Consider the following 20,322-nt stretch of genomic DNA (forward strand, 5'->3'; position numbering starts at 1 on the left):
GTGGACAACCTGATCGCTCTGCTCGTCGCGGCGCCACTCCTCGGAGCGGCCGTCCTGCTGTGCGGCGGGCGCCGGCTGGACAAGGCCGGGCCGCTGCTCGGTACGGCGCTCGCGGCCTCCTCCTTCGTCATCGGTGTCGTCCTCTTCGCCGACATGCTCGGCAAGAGCGCCGACGACCGGGCCCTGTACCAGAACCTGTGGACCTGGATCCCCGTCGAGGGCTTCCAGGCGGACATCGCCTTCCAGCTCGACCAGCTGTCGATGACGTTCGTGCTGCTGATCACCGGCGTCGGCTCGCTGATCCACGTGTACTCCATCGGGTACATGGAGCACGACGAGCGCAAGCGCCGCTTCTTCGGCTACCTGAACCTGTTCCTCGCGGCGATGCTGCTCCTGGTCCTCGCCGACAACTACCTGCTCCTGTACTTCGGCTGGGAGGGCGTCGGCCTCGCCTCGTACCTCCTGATCGGCTTCTGGCAGCACAAGCCCAGCGCGGCCACCGCCGCGAAGAAGGCCTTCCTGGTCAACCGGGTCGGCGACATGGGCCTGTCGATCGCCATCATGATCATGTTCACCACCTTCGGGACCTTCGCCTTCGGGCCGGTCCTGGAGGCCACCGGTGAGACGAGCGAGGGCACGCTGACCGCGATCGCCCTGATGCTGCTGCTCGCCGCCTGCGGCAAGTCGGCCCAGGTGCCGCTGCAGTCCTGGCTCGGGGACGCGATGGAGGGCCCGACCCCGGTCTCCGCCCTCATCCACGCGGCCACCATGGTCACCGCCGGTGTCTATCTGATCGTCCGCTCCGCGAACATCTTCAACGCCTCCCCCGACGCCCAGCTCGTGGTCGTCGTGGTCGGCGCGGTCACGCTCCTCTTCGGTGCGATCGTCGGTTGCGCGAAGGACGACATCAAGAAGGCGCTGGCCGGCTCGACGATGTCGCAGATCGGCTACATGATCCTGGCGGCGGGCCTCGGCCCGATCGGCTACGTCTTCGCGATCATGCACCTGGTCACGCACGGCTTCTTCAAGGCCGGGCTCTTCCTCGGCGCCGGTTCGGTCATGCACGGCATGAACGACGAGGTGGACATGAGGCGTTACGGCGGCCTGCGGAAGTACATGCCGGTCACCTTCGTCACCTTCGGCCTCGGCTATCTCGCGATCATCGGCTTCCCCGGTCTGTCCGGCTTCTTCTCCAAGGACAAGATCATCGAGGCGGCCTTCGCCAAGGGCGGCACCGAGGGCTGGATCCTCGGCGCGGTCACCCTGCTCGGCGCGGCCATCACCGCGTACTACATGACCCGCGTGATGCTGATGACCTTCTTCGGCGAGAAGCGCTGGCAGCCCGACGACAAGGGCGAGCTGCCGCACCCGCACGAGTCGCCGAAGTCCATGACGGTCCCGATGGTCCTGCTGGCCGTCGGCTCCGTCGCTGCGGGTGGCTTCTTCGCCATCGGCGACCGGTTCATCAACTGGCTCAGGCCGGTGACCGAGTTCGAGCACGGCCACCCGCCGATCAGCGCCGGGGCCATCACCTCCGCCACGGTCGCGGTCATGGTGATCGGCGTCGGGATCGCCTGGCTCCAGTACGGACGCAGGCCCGTCCCGGTCACCGCCCCGCGCGGCTCGCTGCTCACCCGGGCGGCCCGCCGCGACCTGCTCCAGGACGACTTCAACCACGCCGTCTTCGTGACGGGCGGCACGCACCTCACCCGCTCGCTCGTCTACGTCGACCACACCCTGGTCGACGGGGTCGTCAACGGCACCGCGGCCTCGGTCGGCGGTCTGTCCGGCCGGCTGCGCAGGCTGCAGAACGGCTACGCCCGCACGTATGCGGTCTCCATGTTCGGAGGTACGGCGGTGCTGATCGCCGCGACCCTGCTGATGAGGGCGGTGTAACTGCCATGTCCTTCCCGCTCCTTACGGTGACGGCAGCGGTGCCCGCGGTCGGTGCGATCCTCACCGCCGCCGTCCCCGCCGCCCGCCGTACCGCGGCCAAGTGGCTGGCGCTGCTGGTCTCGCTGGTCACGCTGGTGCTCGCGGCGATCGTCATGATCCGCTTCGAGCCCGGCGGCGACCGGTACCAGCTCGTCGAGTCGCACTCCTGGATCAAGGACTTCGGCGTCCGCTACGAACTGGGCGTGGACGGCATCGGGGTGGCGCTGATCGCGCTCACCGCGCTGCTGATCCCCTTCATCATCCTGGCGGGCTGGCACGACGCCGACCCCCTGGAGACGAAGTCCAGCCGCTGGCGGCCGACGCAGGGCTTCTTCGCCCTGATCCTGATGGTCGAGGCGATGGTGATCCTCTCCTTCGAGGCCACCGACGTCTTCCTCTTCTACATCCTGTTCGAAGCCATGCTCATCCCGATGTACTTCCTCATCGGCGGCTTCGGCGACCGCGCCCACGCCGGCTCCGACGAGAACGCGGCGGCCCAGCGCTCGTACGCGGCGGTGAAGTTCCTGCTGTACAACCTGGTCGGCGGACTGATCATGCTGGCCGCCGTCATCGGTCTGTACGTGGTCGCGGGGAACTTCTCCCTCACGGAGATCGCGGAGGCGCGGGCGTCCGGTCAGCTGGAGATGGCGACCAACACCGAACGGCTGCTGTTCCTCGGCTTCTTCTTCGCCTTCGCGGTGAAGGCGCCGCTGTGGCCGCTGCACACCTGGCTGCCGAACGCGATGGGGGAGGCGACCGCCCCGGTCGCCGTGCTCATCACCGCGGTCGTCGACAAGGTCGGCACGTTCGCGATGCTCCGCTTCTGCCTCCAGCTCTTCCCGGAGGCCTCGAAGTGGGCGACCCCGGTGATCATCGCGCTCGCCCTGGTCAGCATCGTCTACGGGGCGCTGCTCGCGGTCGGCCAGCGGGACATCAAGCGCCTGGTGGCGTACGCCTCGATCTCGCACTTCGGCTTCATCATCATGGGCATCTTCGCGATGACCAGCCAGGGCCAGAGCGGCGCGACGCTGTACATGGTCAACCACGGCATCTCGACGGCCGCCCTGATGCTGGTGGCCGGCTTCCTGATCACCCGGCGCGGCTCGCGGCTCATCGCCGACTACGGCGGTGTGCAGAAGGTCGCCCCGGTGCTCGCCGGCACCTTCCTGATCGGCGGTCTCGCCACCCTCTCGCTGCCGGGTCTCGCGCCGTTCGTGAGCGAATTCCTGGTCCTGGTCGGCACGTTCGCCCGCTACCCGGTGGCCGGCATCATCGCCACCACCGGCATCGTCCTCGCCGCGCTCTACACCCTCGTCCTCTACCAGCGGACGATGACCGGGCCGGTGAAGACGGAGGAGGTCCGGACCATGCCGGACCTGCGGGTGCGCGAGCTGGTCGTGGTCGCCCCGCTGATCGCCCTGCTGATCCTCCTCGGTGTGTTCCCGAAGCCGCTGACGGACATCGTGAACCCGGCCGTCTCGTACACCATGTCCGACGTCCAGCAAGAGGACCCGAAGCCCGAAGTGGAGGCGGCCAAGTGAGCGACATGGCTGTCCACAGCCTGTGGACGACGGCTGCCGAGCCGTTGACCAAGATCCCGGCACCCCACATCGAGTACGTCCAGCTCTCACCCGTACTCATCGTGGTCGGCGCCGCGGTCCTCAGCGTCCTCGCCGAGGCCTTCGTGCCCCGCAAGGCCCGCTACCAGGCCCAGGTGTTCCTGACCGTGCTGGCCCTGGTCGCGGCCTTCGCCGCGATCGTCGGCCTCGCCGCCGGCGGCTACGGCACCACCAAGGCGCACATCGCGGCCATGGGCGCCATCGCCGTCGACGGTCCGGCGCTCTTCCTGCAGGGCACGATCCTGCTGGCCTCGCTCGTCGCCGTCTTCACCTTCGCCGAGCGCAGGCTCGACCCGGCCGACCACGGCCACAAGGTCGACTCCTTCGCCGCCGAGGCCGCCGCCGTCCCCGGCAGCGACCAGGAGAAGGCGGCCGTCAAGGCCGGGTTCACCACCACCGAGGTGTTCCCGCTGGTGCTGTTCGCCATCGCGGGCATGCTGGTCTTCCCGGCCGCCAACGACCTCCTGACGCTCTTCATCGCGCTCGAGGTCTTCTCCCTCCCGCTCTACCTGCTCTGCGCCGTCGCCCGCCGCAGGCGGCTCATGTCGCAGGAGGCCGCGGTCAAGTACTTCCTCCTCGGCGCCTTCTCCTCGGCGTTCCTGCTCTTCGGCATCGCCCTGCTCTACGGCTACGCGGGCTCCGTCTCGTACGCCACCATCGCGAACGTCGTCGACGGCTCGGTCGCCTCGGTCGACCCGGCCCTCGCCCAGACGATGGGCAACGACGTCCTGCTGCTCATCGGCTTCGCGCTGGTCCTCATGGGGCTGCTCTTCAAGGTCGGCGCCGTGCCGTTCCACATGTGGACCCCGGACGTCTACCAGGGCGCCCCGACCCCCGTCACCGGCTTCATGGCGGCCGCGACGAAGGTCGCCGCGTTCGGCGCGCTGCTGCGCCTGCTGTACGTGGTGCTGCCGGGCCTCACCTGGGACTGGCGGCCGGTCATGTGGGGCGTCGCCATCGTCACCATGCTGGGCGGCGCGATCGTCGCGATCACCCAGACCGACATCAAGCGGCTCCTCGCGTACTCCTCGATCGCGCACGCGGGCTTCCTGCTCGCCGGTGTCATCGCCGCCACGCCCTCCGGCATCTCGTCGGTGCTCTTCTACCTGGGCGCGTATTCCTTCGTGACGATCGGCGCGTTCGCGGTCGTCACGCTGGTGCGGGACGCGGGCGGCGAGGCGACGCACCTGTCCAAGTGGGCGGGGCTCGGCCGCCGTTCGCCGCTGGTGGCGGCGGTCTTCGCGGTGTTCCTGCTCGCCTTCGCGGGCATTCCGCTGACCTCCGGGTTCTCCGGCAAGTTCGCGGTCTTCTCGGCGGCGGCGGAGGGCGGCGCGGGCGCGCTGGTCGTGGTCGGTGTGATCTCCTCGGCGATCGCCGCGTTCTTCTACATCCGGGTGATCGTGCTGATGTTCTTCAGCGAGCCGAAGGCGGACGGCCCGACGGTCGCCGTGCCGTCGGTCTTCACGGCGGCGACCATCACGGTGGGTGTCGCGGTCACGGTGGTGCTTGGCCTCGCGCCGCAGTACTTCCTGGACCTGGCGGGCCAGGCGAGCGTGTTCGTCCGCTAGCCGCTCCGTGAGAGGGCCCGGTCTCCGCAGGCGCGGGGGCCGGGCCCTTCTGTCGTACGCGTGCGGGGACTATGCAGCCGGAACGATCCGCCCGGTCACCTCGCCGAGCGCGACCTGCGTCCCGTCCGGCCCCGGGGCCCACGCGGTGAGCGTGACCACGTCGCCGTCCTCGAGGAACGTCCGCTTCCCGGTGGGCAGTTCGAGCGCGTCGCGGCCGTTCCAGGTCAGTTCGAGGAGCGAGCCGCGCTGGTGGACCTCGGGGCCCGAGACCGTGCCGGAGCCGTACAGGTCACCGGTGCGCAGCGAGGCGCCGTTGACCGTCATGTGGGCCAGCTGCTGGGCGGCGGTCCAGTACATGGTGGCGAACGGCGGCTCGGAGACGACCTGCCCGTTGATCTCGACGGTGATCCGCAGGTCGAAGCCGCCGGGCTCCTCATCGGTGGCGTCGTCGAGGTAGGGGAGGAGGTCGAAGTCCCGGGCGGGCGGGGCGGTCCTGGCCGCGTCCAGGGCCTCCAGGGGGGTCACCCAGGCCGACACGGAGGTCGTGAACGACTTGCCGAGGAACGGGCCGAGCGGCACGTACTCCCAGGCCTGGAGATCGCGCGCGGACCAGTCGTTGAGCAGCGTCAGGCCGAAGACGTGCTCGCGGAAGTCGGCCAGCGGCACGGGGGTGCCGAGGGTGGAGGGGGTGCCGACGACGAAGCCGACCTCCGCCTCGATGTCCAGCTTCACCGAGGGCCCGAAGACCGGCGCGGGGTCGGTGGGCGCCTTGCGCTGCCCGGCGGGGCGTACGACGTCGGTCCCGGAGACGACGACCGTGCCGGCCCGGCCGTGGTAACCGATGGGCAGGTGCTTCCAGTTGGGGGTGAGCGCGTCGCCGTCGGGGCGGAAGATCCGGCCCACGTTGGTGGCGTGGTGCTCGCTGGCGTAGAAGTCGACGTAGTCCGCGACCTCGTACGGCAGGTGCATGCTGACGGTGTCGAGCGGATACAGCAGCGGCTCTATGACCGGCCGGTGCGCGGGTACGGTCACCCAGGCCGTCAGGGCCCTGCGCACGTCGCGCCAGGCGGTGCGGCCGGCGGCGAGCAGCGGGTTGAGGCTGGGCTGCGCGAGCAGCGCCGCGTACGGCGAACCGAGCGCGTGCGCCGCGGCCCCCGCGTCGAGGACATGGCCGCCGATGCGGACGCCGACCCTCCGCCGGTCGGGCTCGTCGGCGGGGGAGAAGACGCCGTACGGAAGGTTGTGCGGGCCGAAGGGGTCGCCCTCGGCCAGATCGAGCGGGGACTGCTCGGGCATCGGTGCTGCCTCGCTTTCCAGGGTGTGGGGGACACGTTAATGGGCGAGCGGCCGGGCGCGGATGATATGGATCACAGAGAAAGTGCCGCCTCCGTGCACAACTGTCCATGTATGCGCGGTTTATGCGTCCTGTGCGTGGACTGTGCGCGCAAGAGGTGACTGAGCGCGTTCAATTCCTGCTTTTCCGGGGACCGATCCCGGTCATACGATCACGGCATCGTCGCGCCGCGTGAGGTTCCCGCAGGCGCGACCCCCTCATTGCTTTGTCTTCACCCGACCGCTCTTGACCAGAAAAGGTCCACCTTGAAGATTCGCCGCATGCTCGCGACGGCCGTGGCGGCCGCCGTGACCACCCCCGTCGTCTTCCTGTCGGCCGCCCCGGCCTTCGCCGACACGAAGCCGTCCGCGCCCGCGCAGACGCAGAACGACAAGCAGGACCAGGCGCCGGACATCGACCAGCTGAAGAAGGACGTCGCGGCGGCGCAGAAGGCGTACGACGCGGCCGTGCTGGCCGAGTCGGACGCCGTGAAGGCCAAGCAGGACCTCGCGAAGCCCGAGCACGAGCTCCAGGTCGCCCTCGCCGCCGCGAAGACGGCCGCTGCCGAGGCCGCCGCGAAGAAGACCGCCGCGGACACCAAGGTCACGGAGGCCGAGGCCGCTCTCGCGGCGCTCGCGCCCGACGCCGCCCCCGAGGTGAAGGCCGCCGCCGAGCAGGCCGTCACCGACGCGAAGACCGCCGCCGCGGAGGCGGCCACGGCGAAGGCCAACGCCGACGCGAAGGTCACGGAGGCCAACACGAAGCTCGTCGCCGCGGACACCGCGGCCTCGACCAAGGTCACCACGACCGGGAATGCCACGAAGGACGCCCTCAAGGCGCTGGACGCCGCCAAGGAGGCGCTGAAGAAGGCCGAGGAGGAAGAGGGCGAGGAGGAGCCGCCGCACGAGGACTGCTTCCCCGAGGCGAAGTTCACCTCCGTGGTGACCGGCCTGCCCTCGAAGGTCGTCGCCGGCTCCACCGTCGAGTTCAACCTGCGGCTGACGAACGGCTCCGACCGGACGCTGGACGAGGCGTACGCCTTCGTCTCCGTCCACGCCTTCGACGAGAAGGGCCTCAAGCCCCTCGACAAGTACCTGGACCTGGACTGGACCACGGCGGACGACTTCCACTGGAACGACGTCAACGTCGCCGAGGAGATCCCCGTGGGTGTCCTGAAGTCCAAGACCTCCGCCGACATCAAGCTCCGCCTGAAGGTGGACGCGGACGCTCCGGCCGGTCAGGGCCTCACCTTCGCCGCGGGTGACTTCTGGAACGAGGACGGCAGCTGCGGCGGCACGCCGGACCTGACCGAGTACGAGTTCCAGATCCTCGCCAAGGGCAGCGACCCGGGCAAGGTCGAGGACGCCAAGGGCACCCCGGGCGGCAAGAACACCACCACCCAGGGCGGCACCTCCACCACCGCCGTGACCACCGGCCAGCTCGCCAAGACCGGTTCGAACGACGCCATGCCGCAGATCGCCCTCACGGGCGCCACGGCCGTCGCGCTCGGCGCCGGCGCGATGTTCATGGTCCGCCGCCGCAAGGCCGGCGCGGACGCCTGATCCGAGCGGTAGAGGAAAGGCCCGCGTTCCCACAGGAACGCGGGCCTTTCCCTGTGCCCCGGGCTCAACCCGCCGTGCGCGGAATGCTTTTCTCCCATGTCCGGTGGAAGAGGACCTCACCGCCCTCCTTGCACACCACCTCGTTCGACGTCAGGAACGCGTCCGCGTCGCAGGTGATCTCCGAGCGGGAGTCGATCGTCACGTCCCAGGACAGGTCCGGGCGGTGGAGGCGGATCGTCCAGGTGGAGTGGGTGCGGGCCGAGAGGGGGTCGTTCTCGGCGATCGTGTAGGTCTCCAGGGCGTCCTCGGTGAACTCCAGGCCGTCCGGGTAGACCCGGGTGCCGCCGTAGCGGGGGTCGACCTCCAGGCGCCATTCGCCCTTGGCCACGTCGCGGACGACCAGGCGCTCCGGGCGGGGTTCCTCCAGGGTGGCGGGGGTGACCACGCCCAGGGGTTCCGATTGTTCCGGCGGCTGCCACTCGACCGCGTCCGTCGTCGTGCGGCGGCGGACCGGGAGGGTCAGGGACGACGTGGTCGGGGAGAGGGTGAAGCCCGCCGCGTCCGGCTGGGGCCAGATCCAGGGCCAGTACGCGGAGGAGACCGCGAGGCGGACCCGGTGGCCGGGTGGGAAGGTGTGGCCGATGCCGTTCAGGTCGAGGACGAAGGACGCGGACTCGCCCACCTGCGCCTCCACCACGCGGTCCCGGCCGTAGCGGGACGAGAAGTTCATCGCGCCCCGGGTCACCAGCGTGGACGAGCCGTCCGGGGCCACGTCGCACAGGCGGGCGATCACCTGGCCCGTGGGGGCCGGGGTCGTCAGGGTGAGGCTCACCCTCGGGCGGCCCAGGATCTCGATCGGCTCGCCGTCCTCCGGTACCACGAAGTCGAAGCAGGCCCCGAGCGCGTCCTCCTCCCGCTGGTCCGGCGGCAGGTCGCTGTCGTTGCCGAAGGGGAAGAAGCGGCCCGCGTCCAGGCCCGTCTGCTGCGGCGAGTGCACCACGACCGGCTCGCCCTGGAAGGCGTACGTGACGGGGGTGACGTTCGGGGACGGCCAGGACGGGTCGGTGACCCAGCGGCCCGGCAGCTCCTCGTAGACCGTGGCCGGCGGGTGCGAGGCGCTGATCCAGGAGCGCAGCAGTGGCTCCGCCATGACGTCGTTGTCCGCGTCCTTGAGGTGGTGGTCCCACCACCTCAGCGTCTCCTGGAGGAAGCCGATCGCGGGGCCCGGCGGCAGGCCCCGGTCCGGGTACTGGTGCGACCACGGGCCGATGATCCCGCGCACCCGGTCCTGCGGGAGGTGCTCGACGAGCCGCAGCACGGTGTCCCGGTACGGGTCGTGCCAGCCGCCCACCGCCAGGACGGCCGCCCGGATCGCGCCGTAGTCCTCGCAGACGCTGCCGTGCTTCCAGTAGTCGTCCCGGGTCTGGTGGGCGAGCCAGGTGTGGATGAGGGGGTCCACGGCCTCCAGGCGCCGCAGCCACAGCTCCCGCCACTCCTCGCCCACGTGCAGCGGGTCCGGCGGCCGGCAGGCGAAGGCCAGCATGGTGGCCGCCCAGGCGTGCATGTCGACCGCGAGGACCGACCCGCCCATGTAGTGCACGTCGTTGTCGTAGCGGTCGTCGGTCGAGCAGACCGTGACGATCGCCTTCAGGGGCTCGGGGGCCAGGGCGGCGATCTGGAGGGCGTTGAAGCCGCCCCAGGAGATCCCGAACATGCCGACCTTCCCCGTGCACCAGGGCTGCTCGGCGAGCCAGTGCACCACCGCCACGCCGTCCGCCAGCTCGACTGCGTCGTACTCGTCGCCCGGCAGCCCCTCGCTGTTGCCGTGCCCGCGCACGTCGACCCGCACGGAGGCGTAGCCGTGCCCGGCGTACCAGGGGTGGCGCTGCCGGTCCCGGGGCGCCGTCCAGTCGGTGAGGCGGTACGGGAGGTACTCCAGGAGCGCCGGGACGGGCTCCTCGGTGACGGGGCGCCAGATCCGGGCGTAGAGCCGCGTGCCTCCCCCAGGGCCTTCGGCCTGGGAGGTCCCCCCAGGGAGCGGGATCCGGACGTCCTCGTGGGTCGTCTCGTACGGGAACTCGGTACGGATGCGCATGACGGATCTCCGCGGAGCTCAGTGGACGGGGTGCATGGTGCGGCGCAGCCATGGGGCCAGGGCGATCACGACGAGGCCCGCGACGACCGCGATGGCTCCGTTCACGCCGAAGTACGCGGGCTTGGAGACGTCGTCGTACAGCTTCACGGTCTGGGCCTGGATGCCGTTGGCGAGCGCGAGGGAGAGGAACCAGAGCGACATCGTCTGGCTGGAGAAGGCCTTCGGCGCGAGCTTGCTGGTCGCCGACATCCCGGAGGTCTCCAGGAGCACGTCGCCGAGGCCGAGCAGCAGGTACGAGCCGACGATCCACCACGCCGCCATCTGGTACGTGTCGTCGGCGTGCCCGGACGTCGGCACCACCATCAGCAGGAACGACAGGCCGCCGAGGATCACGCCGAAGGCGATCTTGTTGGAGGCGTGCGGCTGACTGTGGCCCATCCGGGCCCAGACGGCGGCCACCACGGGCGCGAGCGCCACCTCGAAGGCGCCGAGGGCGGAGGCGTACCAGCTGGCCGGGAAGTCGAAGCCGAGGATGGTGGTGCGGGCGTTGGTGGAGGCCAGCAGGATCATCGTCGAGTACGCCTGGAAGAGGATGAAGTTGAAGACCACCGAGGCCAGGAAGAGCACGATGTACGGTTTCAGCCGCCCGCGCTCCTCCGCCGTGACGCGCGGGCTCTTGAACATCACCCAGAAGTAGACGACCGGGGCGAGGACCGAGATCAGCGTCAGCAGGTCGACGAAGCGGTCCATGGTGAGCCAGCCGACGGCGGCCAGGAGGACGCCCAGGACCGCCACGACGACCACGCCGACGATGATCGTCCGCACCGCCCGGCGCAGGGCGTCGGGGGCGAGGGCGAACTCGGCGGAGTGCTTGCGCCCGGCCAGGTGACGGCGGCCGAGGACGTACTGGGCCAGGCCCAGGGTCATGCCGATGGCGGCGGCCGAGAAGCCCCAGTGGTAGCCGCGGTGGTCGGCGAGCCAGCCGGTGATGAGCGGTCCGGCGAAGGCGCCGATGTTGATCGCCATGTAGTAGAGGGCGAAGCCCGCGTCGCGGCGGTCGTCGTCGGTGGCGTAGAGCTTGCCGACCATGGTGGCGACGTTCGGCTTGAGCAGGCCGGTGCCGGCGCTGATCAGGCCGAGGCCCACCCAGGTCATGGCGGCCGTCGGCACCGCCATGGAGTAGTGGCCGAGCGCGATCAGGATGCCGCCCCACAGGACGGCCCGGTACGAGCCGAGGATGCGGTCGGCGAGCCAGCCGCCGGCCACCGAGACCAGGTAGACGAGGGTCCCGTAGGCCGCCGCGACGGAGGCGGCCGTGCCCGGGGCCATGCCGAGGCCCTCGTTCGCGACGCTGTCGGCGAAGTAGAGGACGAGGATCGCCTGCATGCCGAGGAAGGAGAACCGCTCCCAGACCTCCAGCCCCGAGAGCGTGAGAAGGCCCCTCGGGTGCCCGAAGAAGGCATGATCGTCTTCGGGTGGCGGCTGCTCGCCGTTCGCTTCGGTATCGATCGCTGTTCGGGACAAAAGGTCCACTCCTGGTCGTATGAGCTGATCACGAACATACCGGGGGTGGCGGGAAGGCGCCCATGGTGATCGAAAGGCGACCGGATACGCTGACTTGAGCGAATCCGGCGACACATCGACAATCCGTGTGGTCGCCGGCAGCGGAAGCAGGCGTCGCAGCACGCGACGGAGCAGACGTACAGCAGGCGTACCACAGCGTTAGAGCAGGCGTTAGACAGGCGTTTAGGCAGGCGTTGGAGCAGGCGTCAGCAGACAGGAGATCCCCTCGTGACCGTCGTCGGGCCGTTCGGTCTTAGCGTGCGGGACCAGGCTCTTGAGGCCGATGTCCAGACCGGATTGGCGGCCGTGGAGGCAGGTCTCCTCGACGCCACCAAGAGCGAGATCCCGTTCATCACGGAGGCCGCGCAGCACCTCGTCCTGGCCGGTGGCAAGCGATTCCGGCCCCTGCTGGTGATGCTCGCCGCCCAGTTCGGCGACCCGTACGCGCCGGGTGTCGTGCCCTCGGCCGTCGTCGTCGAGCTCACCCACCTGGCGACCCTCTACCACGACGACGTCATGGACGAGGCGGACGTGCGGCGCGGGGTCGACAGCGCGAACACCCGATGGGGCAACTCCATCGCCGTCCTGACGGGTGACTTCCTCTTCGCCCGCGCCTCGCACACGCTGGCGGACCTCGGCCCCGAGGCCGTACGGATCCAGTCGGAGGCGTTCGAACGGCTCGTGACCGGCCAGATCCTGGAGACGGCAGGGCCGCAGGGCGACCGCGACCCGGTCGACCACTACCTCGACGTGCTCGGCGGCAAGACCGGCTCGCTCGTCGCCGTCTCCTGCCGCTTCGGCGCCATGATGTCCGGCGCGGACGAGAGCGTCGTCGACATCCTCACCCAGTACGGCGAGCGGCTCGGCGTCGCCTTCCAGCTCGCCGACGACGTCCTCGACATCGCCTCCGACTCCCACGAGTCCGGCAAGACCCCGGGCACGGACCTCCGCGAGGGCATCCCGACCCTCCCGGTCCTCCGCCTGCGCGCCGCCGCGGCGGCCCACGGGCGCCCCGAGGACGTGGAACTCGTCGAGCTGATCGACGGCGACCTCAGCGACGACGCCCGGCACGCCGAGGTGCTGCGCCGGCTGCGCGTCCACCCGGCCCTGGAGCAGGCCCGCCGGGACACCGTGCGGTTCGCGGAGGAGGCGCGCGCGATGCTGGCGCCGCTGCCCGAGGGCTACGCGAAGTCCGCTCTGGAGGAGCTGTGCGACGCGGTGGTCCACCGCGCGGGCTAAGACGCCCTAGGGGTGTGTCATCCCATAGCAGTACGCGAGGTTGAGTCCGCAGTCTGACGATTCCGAGCCGCCGCTTTGGTCAGATGGAGTCATCGACCACGGAGGTTAGGACAGACCATGGCACAGACCCGTAAGGCGAGCCGCTACGTCGTCCCGTTCGCGGTGGCCGGAGTGGCCGCCGCGACGATCGGGCTCGTACCGGCGCTGGCGGCGTCCGGCGACCCCGACCTGCCGGAGATCACGGCACAGCAGCTGATCGAGAAGATCGCCGCGTCGGACACGCAAACGCTGTCCGGCACGTTCAAGGTGAGCACGGACCTGGGCCTGCCGTCGGTGGCCGGCCTCGCCGACAGCTTCGCGGGCGCGGGCGGCCAGTCCGCCGACGGCGCGCCCTCCACGGACCCGCAGGAGCTGCTGACGCGCCTGGTCTCGGGCACCCACACGCTCAAGGTGGCGGCCGACGGCCCGGACCGGCAGAAGCTCACGATCCTGGACGGCTCCGACGAGTACAGCCTGATCCACAACGGCGACGACGTCTGGGCGTACGACAGCAAGTCGAACCAGGTCTTCCACGAGAAGGGCGCCGGCTCGGACCGCCCTGCCGAGGAGAAGGGCGAGAAGGACGGGCTTCCCGGTACGCCCAAGGAGTTCGCCGACGAGGTCCTGAAGGAGGCCGGCGACACGACGTCGATCACGGTCGGCGGGGCGGCCACGGTGGCCGGCCGGGACGCCTACCAGCTCGTGATCAAGCCCAAGCAGAGCGGCTCGACGGTCGAGTCGATCAAGATCGCGGTGGACGCGAAGACCGGTACGCCGCTGAAGTTCACGCTGGCCTCGGTCGACGGCGGCAAGCCGGTCCTCGACGCGGGCTTCACGAAGGTCGACTTCGGCAAGCCGGCCGCGTCCACGTTCGACTTCAAGGCCCCCAAGGGCGCGAAGGTGACCGAGGGCACGGGCGAGGGCCCGGCGGAGCACGGGAAGTCGCCGGAGGACGTCGAGAAGGACCTGGAGAAGGAGTTCGGCGGCGGCCTCGGCGGCCTGTTCGGCGGCGCCGTGCCCGGTGCCGACGGCAAGGGCGAGGGCATGAACGTCATCGGCGAGGGCTGGACGACGATCGCGACCTTCGACACCGGCGCGAAGGCCCCGAAGACGGACGAGGCCCCGAAGGAGGTCCAGGGCTTCCTGGACTCGCTCGGGGACGAGGTGAACGGAAAGTTCGGCTCCGGCACGGTCTTCAAGACGAAGATCGTCAACGCCCTGATGACGGACGACGGCAAGGTGTACGTCGGCGCGGTGACGAAGCAGGCGCTCGTCGACGCGGCGAACGCCGCGAAGTAGCCGCGCGGTCGTACGCGGAGCATGGGACCCCGGGTGGGTCGGGGGCGATGGTCACCGACCCACCCGGGCGTTTTTCGTGCGGAACGGCTCGTGCTGTACGGGGACGCCTTACGGGAACGCCTTACGGGAACGTCAGCTTGACGCTGTTGATGTACCCGGTGTCCTGCGCGGCCCGGTCCTGGACACGGAGCTTCCAGGCGCCGTTGGCGACCTCCGAGGAGGCGTTCACGGTGTAGGTGGCCACGAGGTTGTCGGCGCTGCCACCGGACTGGTTGTGCAGGTTGTAGACCGAGCCGTCGGGGGCGAGCAGGTCGACGACGAGGTCACCGCGGTAGGTGTGGACGATGTTCACGTCCACCTTGAGGGCCGACGGCGCGTTGCCGGTGATGCCCGTGACGTTGACCGTGGAGGTCACCGCGGCGCCGTTGTCCGGGATGGACACGTCGGCGGTGTTCTCGAAGACCGTGCCGGGCGGGGTGGTCGTACCGGCCGACAGGGTCCAGATCGCGTGGGCGACGGCGTCGCTGTTGCGGTCGAGGGCGGTGTCGTTGATGTTCGAGGTCGTGTCGCAGGAGGAGTGGTAGCAGCGGTCGAAGGCCGTGGCCGTACCGCCCCACTTCTGGACCTGCGCGCTGGTCTTCACCCGGCTGGCGCCGGTGAACAGACCGCCGACGGGGATGCCGACGTTCTTGAACGAGGCGTGGTCGGAGCGGCCGTCGCCCTCGGTCTCGATCTCGGTGGGGACGCCGATGCCGGCGAAGTAGCTCTTGAAGGTCTGCTCGATGGTGGGGTCGTCGTCGTAGACGAAGTAGCCCGGGTTGGGCGAGCCGATCATGTCGAAGTTCAGATACCCGGAGAACTTCGCGCGCTCCGTGGACGGGAGCTGGTTGACGTAGTACTTCGACCCGACGAGGCCGAGCTCCTCGGCGCCCCACCAGCCGAAGCGCAGGTGCTTCGTGGGCTGGAGGCCCGCGCGGGAGACGGCGAGCGCGGTCTCGAGGACGGCCGCCGAGCCGGAGCCGTTGTCGTTGATCCCGGCGCCGGAGGAGACGGAGTCGAGGTGTGCGCCGGCCATCAGGACCTGGTTGGGGTCACCGCCGGGCCAGTCGGCTATCAGGTTGTAGCCGGTGGCGCCGCTGGTGGTGAACTGCTGGACCGTGGTGGTGAATCCGGCCGCGTCCAGCTTGGCCTTCACGAAGTCGATGGAGGCTTTGTAGCCGGTGCGCCCGTGGGCGCGGTTGCCGCCGTTGGCGTTGGCTATCGCCTGGAGGTCGGTGAGGTGCTGCTTCACGTTGGCGAGCGGGATGTCGGGCGCGGCTGTGGGCGCTGCGGGCGCGGCGGGTGCCGCGGTCGCGGATGCGCCGGTGAAGCCGGCGAGGGCCAGTGCGGCGACGGCGGAGAGCGCGGCGGCACGTCTGGGAACGGAGAACTTCATGTGGGGGCTCCGGATTCCGAACGGGGATGGGACGGAAACGTGCGAGACGCCCCGGGGCGTGGGTGCCACGAGGCGCTGGAGCTGTGCGGGTGGTTCGTGGGCTGAATGTTCGGGGAGGAGTTGACTCTCCGTCAAGAGCGGAAACCGGTCAGGCTTGTTCGCTCACCGAACGGGCGGCTTCGCTGACGTCCGGGTCCGGGTCGCACGCCAACTCCCTTACGAGGCTGTCGACTCCGGGAGTCGACCAGTACCCGACGGCTTCGACGAGCGCGATGCGCACGCCCGGGTCGGGGTGCCGGGCCAGGTGGGCCAGCTGGGGCAGGGGGCCGCGCCGCCGGTACGCGAACCGGCGCAGCGCCTCGCGCAGCGCGGCGGAGTCCCCCGCGGCCTCGGCCGCCTCGACGTGCCCGAGCAGGACGCGGGGCGGCGGGTGCGGCCCGTCCAGCGGATGCGGGTGCCGCTCGCGCAGCCGCCGCCCGCCGTACTCGCCGCGGGCCAGGCACCCCTGGCAGGTGCAGGGCGTCCGGCCGTGCGCGTCGGGGAAGTACCGCCACCCGTTGACCTGCCGCACCCGCCGGACGGCCCGGACCTCGCGCCGCTCGACGGCCCGGGGCAGGAACACCTCCCACCCGCGCGGGTCGTCGAGCCCGCGCACCACGCGCACGGCGTCGGCGGCCGTCGTCTCCACGGGCTCCCGATCCCCGTACCGCCCGACGGTGACGGCCTCCGCGTCCGCGAGCCTGACGTGCACCGCGACGACATCGCGGGTCCCGGGGCGGCGTGCCAGCTCGCGAAGCCACTGGTGGGTGAGCGGGTACGAGTGGAGCACGGGGAACAGATACGTCCCCGGCCCGGACGCCCCGAGCCCGCTGCCACGGCCACGGCTGAGAGCCCGGATGCCACCGCGGCGGATGCGCGGGGCGTTGGCCGCGGGTGTCAGGTGCACGAAGGTCGCCATGCGGAACACCGTCCACCGCCCGGCCGGGGCACGGCAACTCCTTTGCGGGGCGCGGCCGGGACGTGGCCGGGGTCACGGATAGCGGGGCAGGTCCTCCGTGGAGATCGTCCAGTCGGCGATGGTGACGTCCTCGCCGTAGTAGAAGTCCTTGCGCGTCGCGTAGCGCGGGCCGTCCGGGGTGGCGTGGATGTCGGAGAGGACCGCTCCGGAGCCGGTGCGCGGGTCGAAGATCGCGTAGACCGGGATGCCGAGCAGCGGGTAGTCCCGGACCTTGCCGACCCAGTCGTTGTCGGGGTTGGAGCGGGAGACGACCTCGATCGCGGCGAGCAGGGTCCGGGGGTCGAAGGAGCCGTCGCCTTCCATGTCGGCCTCGGCGATGACCGTGACGTCCGGGTGGCGCATGACGCCCTCGGGCGCGTTCTCGACGTCAGGTTCTCCGGTGTGGGCGGCCAGCTCCTCCGGCATGACCTTCTCCAGACGCTTCCGCAGGCGCAGAACGGTCAGCTCGTGCGGGCGGCTCGGGGACATCATGTCGTGAACGATTCCTTCTTTGGTGATCTCGAACTTCCCGGGGACGGTGTCGTCCAGCCCGCCCAGCGCCTCGCGCATGGTCCGGTAGAGGGGGGAGACGGTCGTCATCGCACTGGCTCCTCGTCTGTGCCCTGGGGCCCGAGTCATCAGCTTCATGCTAGGCGGCCTCTCGTCGATCGGGGCGGCAGTCGCGGCAGTGGCCTGGGTCGGGGGATCTGAAGGCGCGGTCGCAGGTGTCGCAGGTCTGGAGGGGGTCGGGGGCCGGCGGGCGCGCCGGTGGCGGGGGTGGCAGGAGGGCGGTGAGGCGGTGGGCCAGGAGGCCGGCCGGGTGGGCCACGTGGTCGGGGAGGCCCGCGGCGAGCGCCTGGCGTACGGCGTCGGGGCGGGCGCCGCGCTCCAGCCAGGTGGTCAGGGCGGGTGCCAGGCGGTGGACGTCCCGTTCGGCGAGAAGGAGCCGGGGCTCGTGCAGGTGGAGGCCCGCGAGCAGGTCGGCGGCGGGTCGGTGCGCCTGCGTCGACGGTTGGGGCGGGGCAGGGGCAGGGGCAGGGGCAGGGGCCGGGGGCTGCGGCGCACGGCGGGGTGGGGGTTCATTGCGGCGCTCCCGCCGGGGCGGTGGTGGTGGCGGAGGAAGCTCCTCGTCCGGAGGCGGGGGCGTCTCCGGGATGGGGGCGGGTTCAGCCCCAGGTCGGTTGTACGAGATCGTGCGCGGGGCGAGTCGGCCGTTGGGCAGGCGTTCGTTGAAGCGCTTGAGGTAGCCGTGGGCCTCCAGCTCGCGCATCGCACCGGCGATGCGCAGCTCGCTCTCGGGGAAGCACGCGGCGAGGGCTTTGATGCCCACGGAGGCGCCGCCGGGCAGCGACTGGAGGTGGACGGCGAGCCCGATGGCGAGCAGTGAGAGCTCGCGGTGTTGGGCGAGGTGGTTGCCGACGACCGTGTAGCGGGTCGTGTGGCGGACGTTGACGTGAATGAGCCCGGAGGCGCGCCGGGGCGCGCTAGGCTGCGAGGAAGCCATCAGGAAGCGTCTACTTCCGTGTTGGTCAGGCCCTCGATCGGGATCGTAACTCCCGGCCGGGGGCCGACGTCTGTCTGGGGTTGTGTGGCGAGAGCATATGCCAGGCAACCGGCCCCGAATCCAGCCCAGTTGGTACAGATCACCCGTGCGAGTGACGGTGGGTGAAGCGCGTCGCCGTGGCCGCCGGGGGAGGCTGGAGGGGGTGGGTGGGTACTTTCTCTCGGTCTTTTTCTTTTCCGTCGTGGGCCGCCGCATCGCGGGCGGTCGCGACGCGGGGCGCCGGTCCTGTCGCCGGTGAGTGCGGCGTCCGAATTCCGCCAGCGGGGTGGGGTGGGGGCGCGTGACGCTGGGGGCATGACGACCTACACCGCACGCCCCATCGACCCCGCCGCCCTCGCCGAGCTCCGCGACACGGACGACGCCGGGCGCCCCTGTGTCCCGTTCGCCGCCGCCGAGGGCGGGGATCCGCTGCGCTGCTGCCTCCGGCCAGTCCGGGCGGGGGAGCGGGTCGCGCTCGTCTCCTACGCGCCCCTGCGGCGCTGGGCCGCCGCGACCGGGGCCAGGCCGGGGGCGTACGACGAGCAGGGGCCGGTCTTCATCCACGCCGACGGGTGCGAAGGGCCGGTGCCGGAAGCGGAGTCGTACCCCTTCGACCGGACCGGCGCGCTGCGCACCCTGCGGCGGTACGACTCCGACGGGCGGATCGTCGGCGGCCGTCTCCTGGAGATCCCGGCCGAGGCCAACGAGGGCTTCGACCGGGCCCTGGCGGAGGCCTTCGCCGACTCCCGGGTCGAGCTGGTGCACGTCAGGGCGGTGGAGTACGGCTGCTTCCAGTTCGAGGTCCGGCGCGCGACGCCGGGGGAGTGAACGTCACTCCACGCAGAACTCGTTGCCCTCCGGGTCCGCCATGACCACCCAGGTCATCCCGTACTCCGACACCCGGCGCAGGACCGAGGCGCCCAGGGACTCCAGGCGTTCGACCTCCGCGTCGCGCTGCTCCTGACCGGGGTGGAGGTCCAGGTGGACCCGGTTCTTGACGGTCTTCTCCTCCGGGACCTGCTGGAAGAGGATCCGTCGGCCGTGTCCCGTGCCCGACTTCTCGTCGAACGGGTCGTCCGGGTGCCGGACGGCGGCCAGCTTGCGCCAGGCGCGGCGGCCGTCCGCGAGCGTCGTCGAGAGCTCGGGCGGGGCAGCGCCGGCGGCGAGCAGCCCGTCGATGAAGGCGCTGTGGTCCTCGTCCACGTAGCCGAGCGCGGCGGCCCAGAAGGCGGCCTGCGCGTGCGGGTCGCCGGCGTCGATCACGAGCTTCCAGTGCAGTGGGGTCATGCCCCCAGTCTCGGCGCGCCCACCGCGCGCGCGGCGAACCGGCGCGCGTACGGCGGGAATTCCGGCGGAAGCGCGCCGGTCGGCGGCGTCCCGCCGGACGTGAGTGCGGCGGGGTTCCGGCGGGCCCGCGTGCGGCGGGGTTCCGGCGGGCCCGCGTACGGCGGGGTTCCGGCGGGCCCGCGTACGGCGGGGTTCCGTCGGGCCGACCCGCGTACGGCGGGGTTCCGTCGGGCCGACCCGCGTACGGCGGAATCCCGCCGGGCTCAGACGGCCGCCCCGACCGCCTCCGCGTCCGCCGCTGCCGCCGCCTCCGCCTCGGCCTCCTTGGCGTCGTACGCCTCCCGGGCCGCCGCGATCTCGTTCTGGTGCAGCTCGGTCCACGTCACGAGCGAGCGGATCGTCGTGTGCAAGGTCCTGCCCAGCGCCGTGAGTTCGTAGTCCACGCGCGGCGGGACCACCGGGTGGACCGTGCGCCTGACGAGGCCGTCCCGCTCCAGCTGCCGCAGCGTCACGGTCAGCATCCGCTGGCTGACCCCGTCGATCTCCCGCTTCAGCTCCGAGAAGCGCAGCTTGCGGCGGTCGAGCAGGGCGATGACGAGCAGGGACCACTTGTCGGCGACCCGGTCCAGGATCTGCCGTACCTCGCAGTCCTCCCGGGTGTCCCACTGGAAGGGGTCCGTGTCCCCGGACTCGCCGTCGGCGTAGGTCACTTCGCAGTGACTCGGTGACTTCAAAGTGCCTTCTTCCATGGCATCGGATCCTGCCGCAGGATCGGGGTGGTTACAAGAGGGAACCGACCCTCTGGACG

General features: G+C 70.9%; 16 protein-coding genes. 7 read left to right on the forward strand and 9 right to left on the reverse strand.

What is annotated here, in order from left to right; translation table 11 throughout:
- From nuoL to nuoN, 3 genes are read left to right on the forward strand one after another with little or no spacing between them, the layout of a single operon-like run.
- On the forward strand, positions 1-1,896 hold the full coding sequence (gene nuoL, locus AB0E14_RS29155; RefSeq protein WP_362424562.1) for an NADH-quinone oxidoreductase subunit L: 1,896 nt from the start codon (positions 1-3) through the stop codon (positions 1,894-1,896).
- A gap of 5 nt (positions 1,897-1,901) precedes the next feature.
- Entirely contained in the window at positions 1,902-3,476 is a 1,575-nt protein-coding gene (locus AB0E14_RS29160) for an NADH-quinone oxidoreductase subunit M (RefSeq protein ID WP_362424565.1), read from the forward strand.
- On the forward strand, positions 3,473-5,122 hold the full coding sequence (nuoN, locus tag AB0E14_RS29165) for an NADH-quinone oxidoreductase subunit NuoN (protein WP_362424568.1): 1,650 nt from the start codon (positions 3,473-3,475) through the stop codon (positions 5,120-5,122). The genes AB0E14_RS29160 and nuoN overlap by 4 nt, the downstream gene beginning before the upstream one ends.
- A gap of 69 nt (positions 5,123-5,191) precedes the next feature.
- Here nuoN and fahA read toward each other — a convergent pair whose 3' ends face one another.
- Positions 5,192-6,418 (reverse strand): fumarylacetoacetase, encoded by a 1,227-nt coding sequence (fahA, locus tag AB0E14_RS29170; protein ID WP_362424571.1) that lies wholly within the window; start codon positions 6,416-6,418, stop codon positions 5,192-5,194.
- Positions 6,419-6,736: 318 nt separating this feature from the next.
- Here fahA and AB0E14_RS29175 point away from each other — a divergent pair, with 318 nt between their 5' ends.
- Positions 6,737-8,017 carry a peptidase gene (locus tag AB0E14_RS29175; protein WP_362424574.1) on the forward strand — a complete coding sequence of 427 codons (1,281 nt, stop codon included), beginning with the start codon at positions 6,737-6,739 and terminating at the stop codon, positions 8,015-8,017.
- 64 nt (positions 8,018-8,081) lie between these two features.
- Here AB0E14_RS29175 and AB0E14_RS29180 read toward each other — a convergent pair whose 3' ends face one another.
- Together AB0E14_RS29180 and AB0E14_RS29185 are read right to left on the reverse strand one after the other, a co-directional pair.
- On the reverse strand, positions 8,082-10,112 hold the full coding sequence (locus AB0E14_RS29180; protein ID WP_362424577.1) for a CocE/NonD family hydrolase: 2,031 nt from the start codon (positions 10,110-10,112) through the stop codon (positions 8,082-8,084).
- Positions 10,113-10,130: 18 nt separating this feature from the next.
- A complete protein-coding gene (locus AB0E14_RS29185; protein WP_362424580.1) occupies positions 10,131-11,636 on the reverse strand; it encodes a peptide MFS transporter in 1,506 nt (501 codons plus the stop codon).
- 267 nt (positions 11,637-11,903) lie between these two features.
- Between AB0E14_RS29185 and AB0E14_RS29190 the strand changes: the two genes are divergently transcribed.
- Entirely contained in the window at positions 11,904-12,914 is a 1,011-nt protein-coding gene (locus AB0E14_RS29190) for a polyprenyl synthetase family protein (RefSeq protein WP_362424583.1), read from the forward strand.
- Positions 12,915-13,031: 117 nt separating this feature from the next.
- Complete coding sequence (locus AB0E14_RS29195; RefSeq protein WP_362424586.1) at positions 13,032-14,252, forward strand: DUF2092 domain-containing protein; 1,221 nt, start codon at positions 13,032-13,034, stop codon at positions 14,250-14,252.
- Between the two features lie 121 nt (positions 14,253-14,373).
- Here AB0E14_RS29195 and AB0E14_RS29200 read toward each other — a convergent pair whose 3' ends face one another.
- From AB0E14_RS29200 to AB0E14_RS29215, 4 genes are all read right to left on the reverse strand, one after another.
- Complete coding sequence (locus AB0E14_RS29200) at positions 14,374-15,687, reverse strand: M28 family metallopeptidase (RefSeq protein ID WP_362424589.1); 1,314 nt, start codon at positions 15,685-15,687, stop codon at positions 14,374-14,376.
- 148 nt (positions 15,688-15,835) lie between these two features.
- Positions 15,836-16,645 carry a HEAT repeat domain-containing protein gene (locus AB0E14_RS29205; RefSeq protein WP_362424592.1) on the reverse strand — a complete coding sequence of 270 codons (810 nt, stop codon included), beginning with the start codon at positions 16,643-16,645 and terminating at the stop codon, positions 15,836-15,838.
- Positions 16,646-16,717: 72 nt separating this feature from the next.
- Positions 16,718-17,284: a Uma2 family endonuclease gene (locus AB0E14_RS29210; protein WP_362424595.1), complete on the reverse strand. Its 567-nt coding sequence runs from the start codon at positions 17,282-17,284 to the stop codon at positions 16,718-16,720.
- A gap of 49 nt (positions 17,285-17,333) precedes the next feature.
- Positions 17,334-18,188 carry a helix-turn-helix domain-containing protein gene (locus AB0E14_RS29215; protein ID WP_362424598.1) on the reverse strand — a complete coding sequence of 285 codons (855 nt, stop codon included), beginning with the start codon at positions 18,186-18,188 and terminating at the stop codon, positions 17,334-17,336.
- A gap of 354 nt (positions 18,189-18,542) precedes the next feature.
- Between AB0E14_RS29215 and AB0E14_RS29220 the strand changes: the two genes are divergently transcribed.
- Entirely contained in the window at positions 18,543-19,055 is a 513-nt protein-coding gene (locus tag AB0E14_RS29220; RefSeq protein ID WP_362424601.1) for a DUF1203 domain-containing protein, read from the forward strand.
- A gap of 3 nt (positions 19,056-19,058) precedes the next feature.
- On the opposite strand, the gene AB0E14_RS29225 is transcribed toward AB0E14_RS29220, so the two are convergent.
- On the reverse strand, positions 19,059-19,514 hold the full coding sequence (locus tag AB0E14_RS29225; protein ID WP_362424604.1) for a VOC family protein: 456 nt from the start codon (positions 19,512-19,514) through the stop codon (positions 19,059-19,061).
- Between the two features lie 263 nt (positions 19,515-19,777).
- Positions 19,778-20,263, reverse strand: a complete 486-nt coding sequence (locus AB0E14_RS29230) for a helix-turn-helix domain-containing protein (protein ID WP_362424607.1) — start codon at positions 20,261-20,263, stop codon at positions 19,778-19,780.
- Between the last annotated feature and the right edge of the window lie 59 nt (positions 20,264-20,322).

Origin of the sequence: Streptomyces sp. NPDC047981 (assembly GCF_040653315.1) — a bacterium.
In the GTDB taxonomy this organism is placed as follows: Bacteria; Actinomycetota; Actinomycetes; order Streptomycetales; family Streptomycetaceae; genus Streptomyces.

Excerpts from the sequence above, each read along its gene's own strand:
- AB0E14_RS29215 (WP_362424598.1), bottom strand. The coding sequence starts at position 18,188 with ATGGCTTCCTCGCAGCCTAGCGCGCCCCGGCGCGCCTCCGGGCTCATT.
- AB0E14_RS29210 (WP_362424595.1), bottom strand. The coding sequence starts at position 17,284 with ATGACGACCGTCTCCCCCCTCTACCGGACCATGCGCGAGGCGCTGGGC.
- AB0E14_RS29200 (WP_362424589.1), bottom strand. The coding sequence starts at position 15,687 with ATGAAGTTCTCCGTTCCCAGACGTGCCGCCGCGCTCTCCGCCGTCGCC.
- AB0E14_RS29160 (WP_362424565.1), top strand. The coding sequence starts at position 1,902 with ATGTCCTTCCCGCTCCTTACGGTGACGGCAGCGGTGCCCGCGGTCGGT.
- AB0E14_RS29180 (WP_362424577.1), bottom strand. The coding sequence starts at position 10,112 with ATGCGCATCCGTACCGAGTTCCCGTACGAGACGACCCACGAGGACGTC.
- fahA (WP_362424571.1), bottom strand. The coding sequence starts at position 6,418 with ATGCCCGAGCAGTCCCCGCTCGATCTGGCCGAGGGCGACCCCTTCGGC.
- AB0E14_RS29220 (WP_362424601.1), top strand. The coding sequence starts at position 18,543 with ATGACGACCTACACCGCACGCCCCATCGACCCCGCCGCCCTCGCCGAG.
- AB0E14_RS29225 (WP_362424604.1), bottom strand. The coding sequence starts at position 19,514 with ATGACCCCACTGCACTGGAAGCTCGTGATCGACGCCGGCGACCCGCAC.
- AB0E14_RS29230 (WP_362424607.1), bottom strand. The coding sequence starts at position 20,263 with ATGGAAGAAGGCACTTTGAAGTCACCGAGTCACTGCGAAGTGACCTAC.
- AB0E14_RS29175 (WP_362424574.1), top strand. The coding sequence starts at position 6,737 with ATGCTCGCGACGGCCGTGGCGGCCGCCGTGACCACCCCCGTCGTCTTC.
- AB0E14_RS29205 (WP_362424592.1), bottom strand. The coding sequence starts at position 16,645 with ATGGCGACCTTCGTGCACCTGACACCCGCGGCCAACGCCCCGCGCATC.
- AB0E14_RS29195 (WP_362424586.1), top strand. The coding sequence starts at position 13,032 with ATGGCACAGACCCGTAAGGCGAGCCGCTACGTCGTCCCGTTCGCGGTG.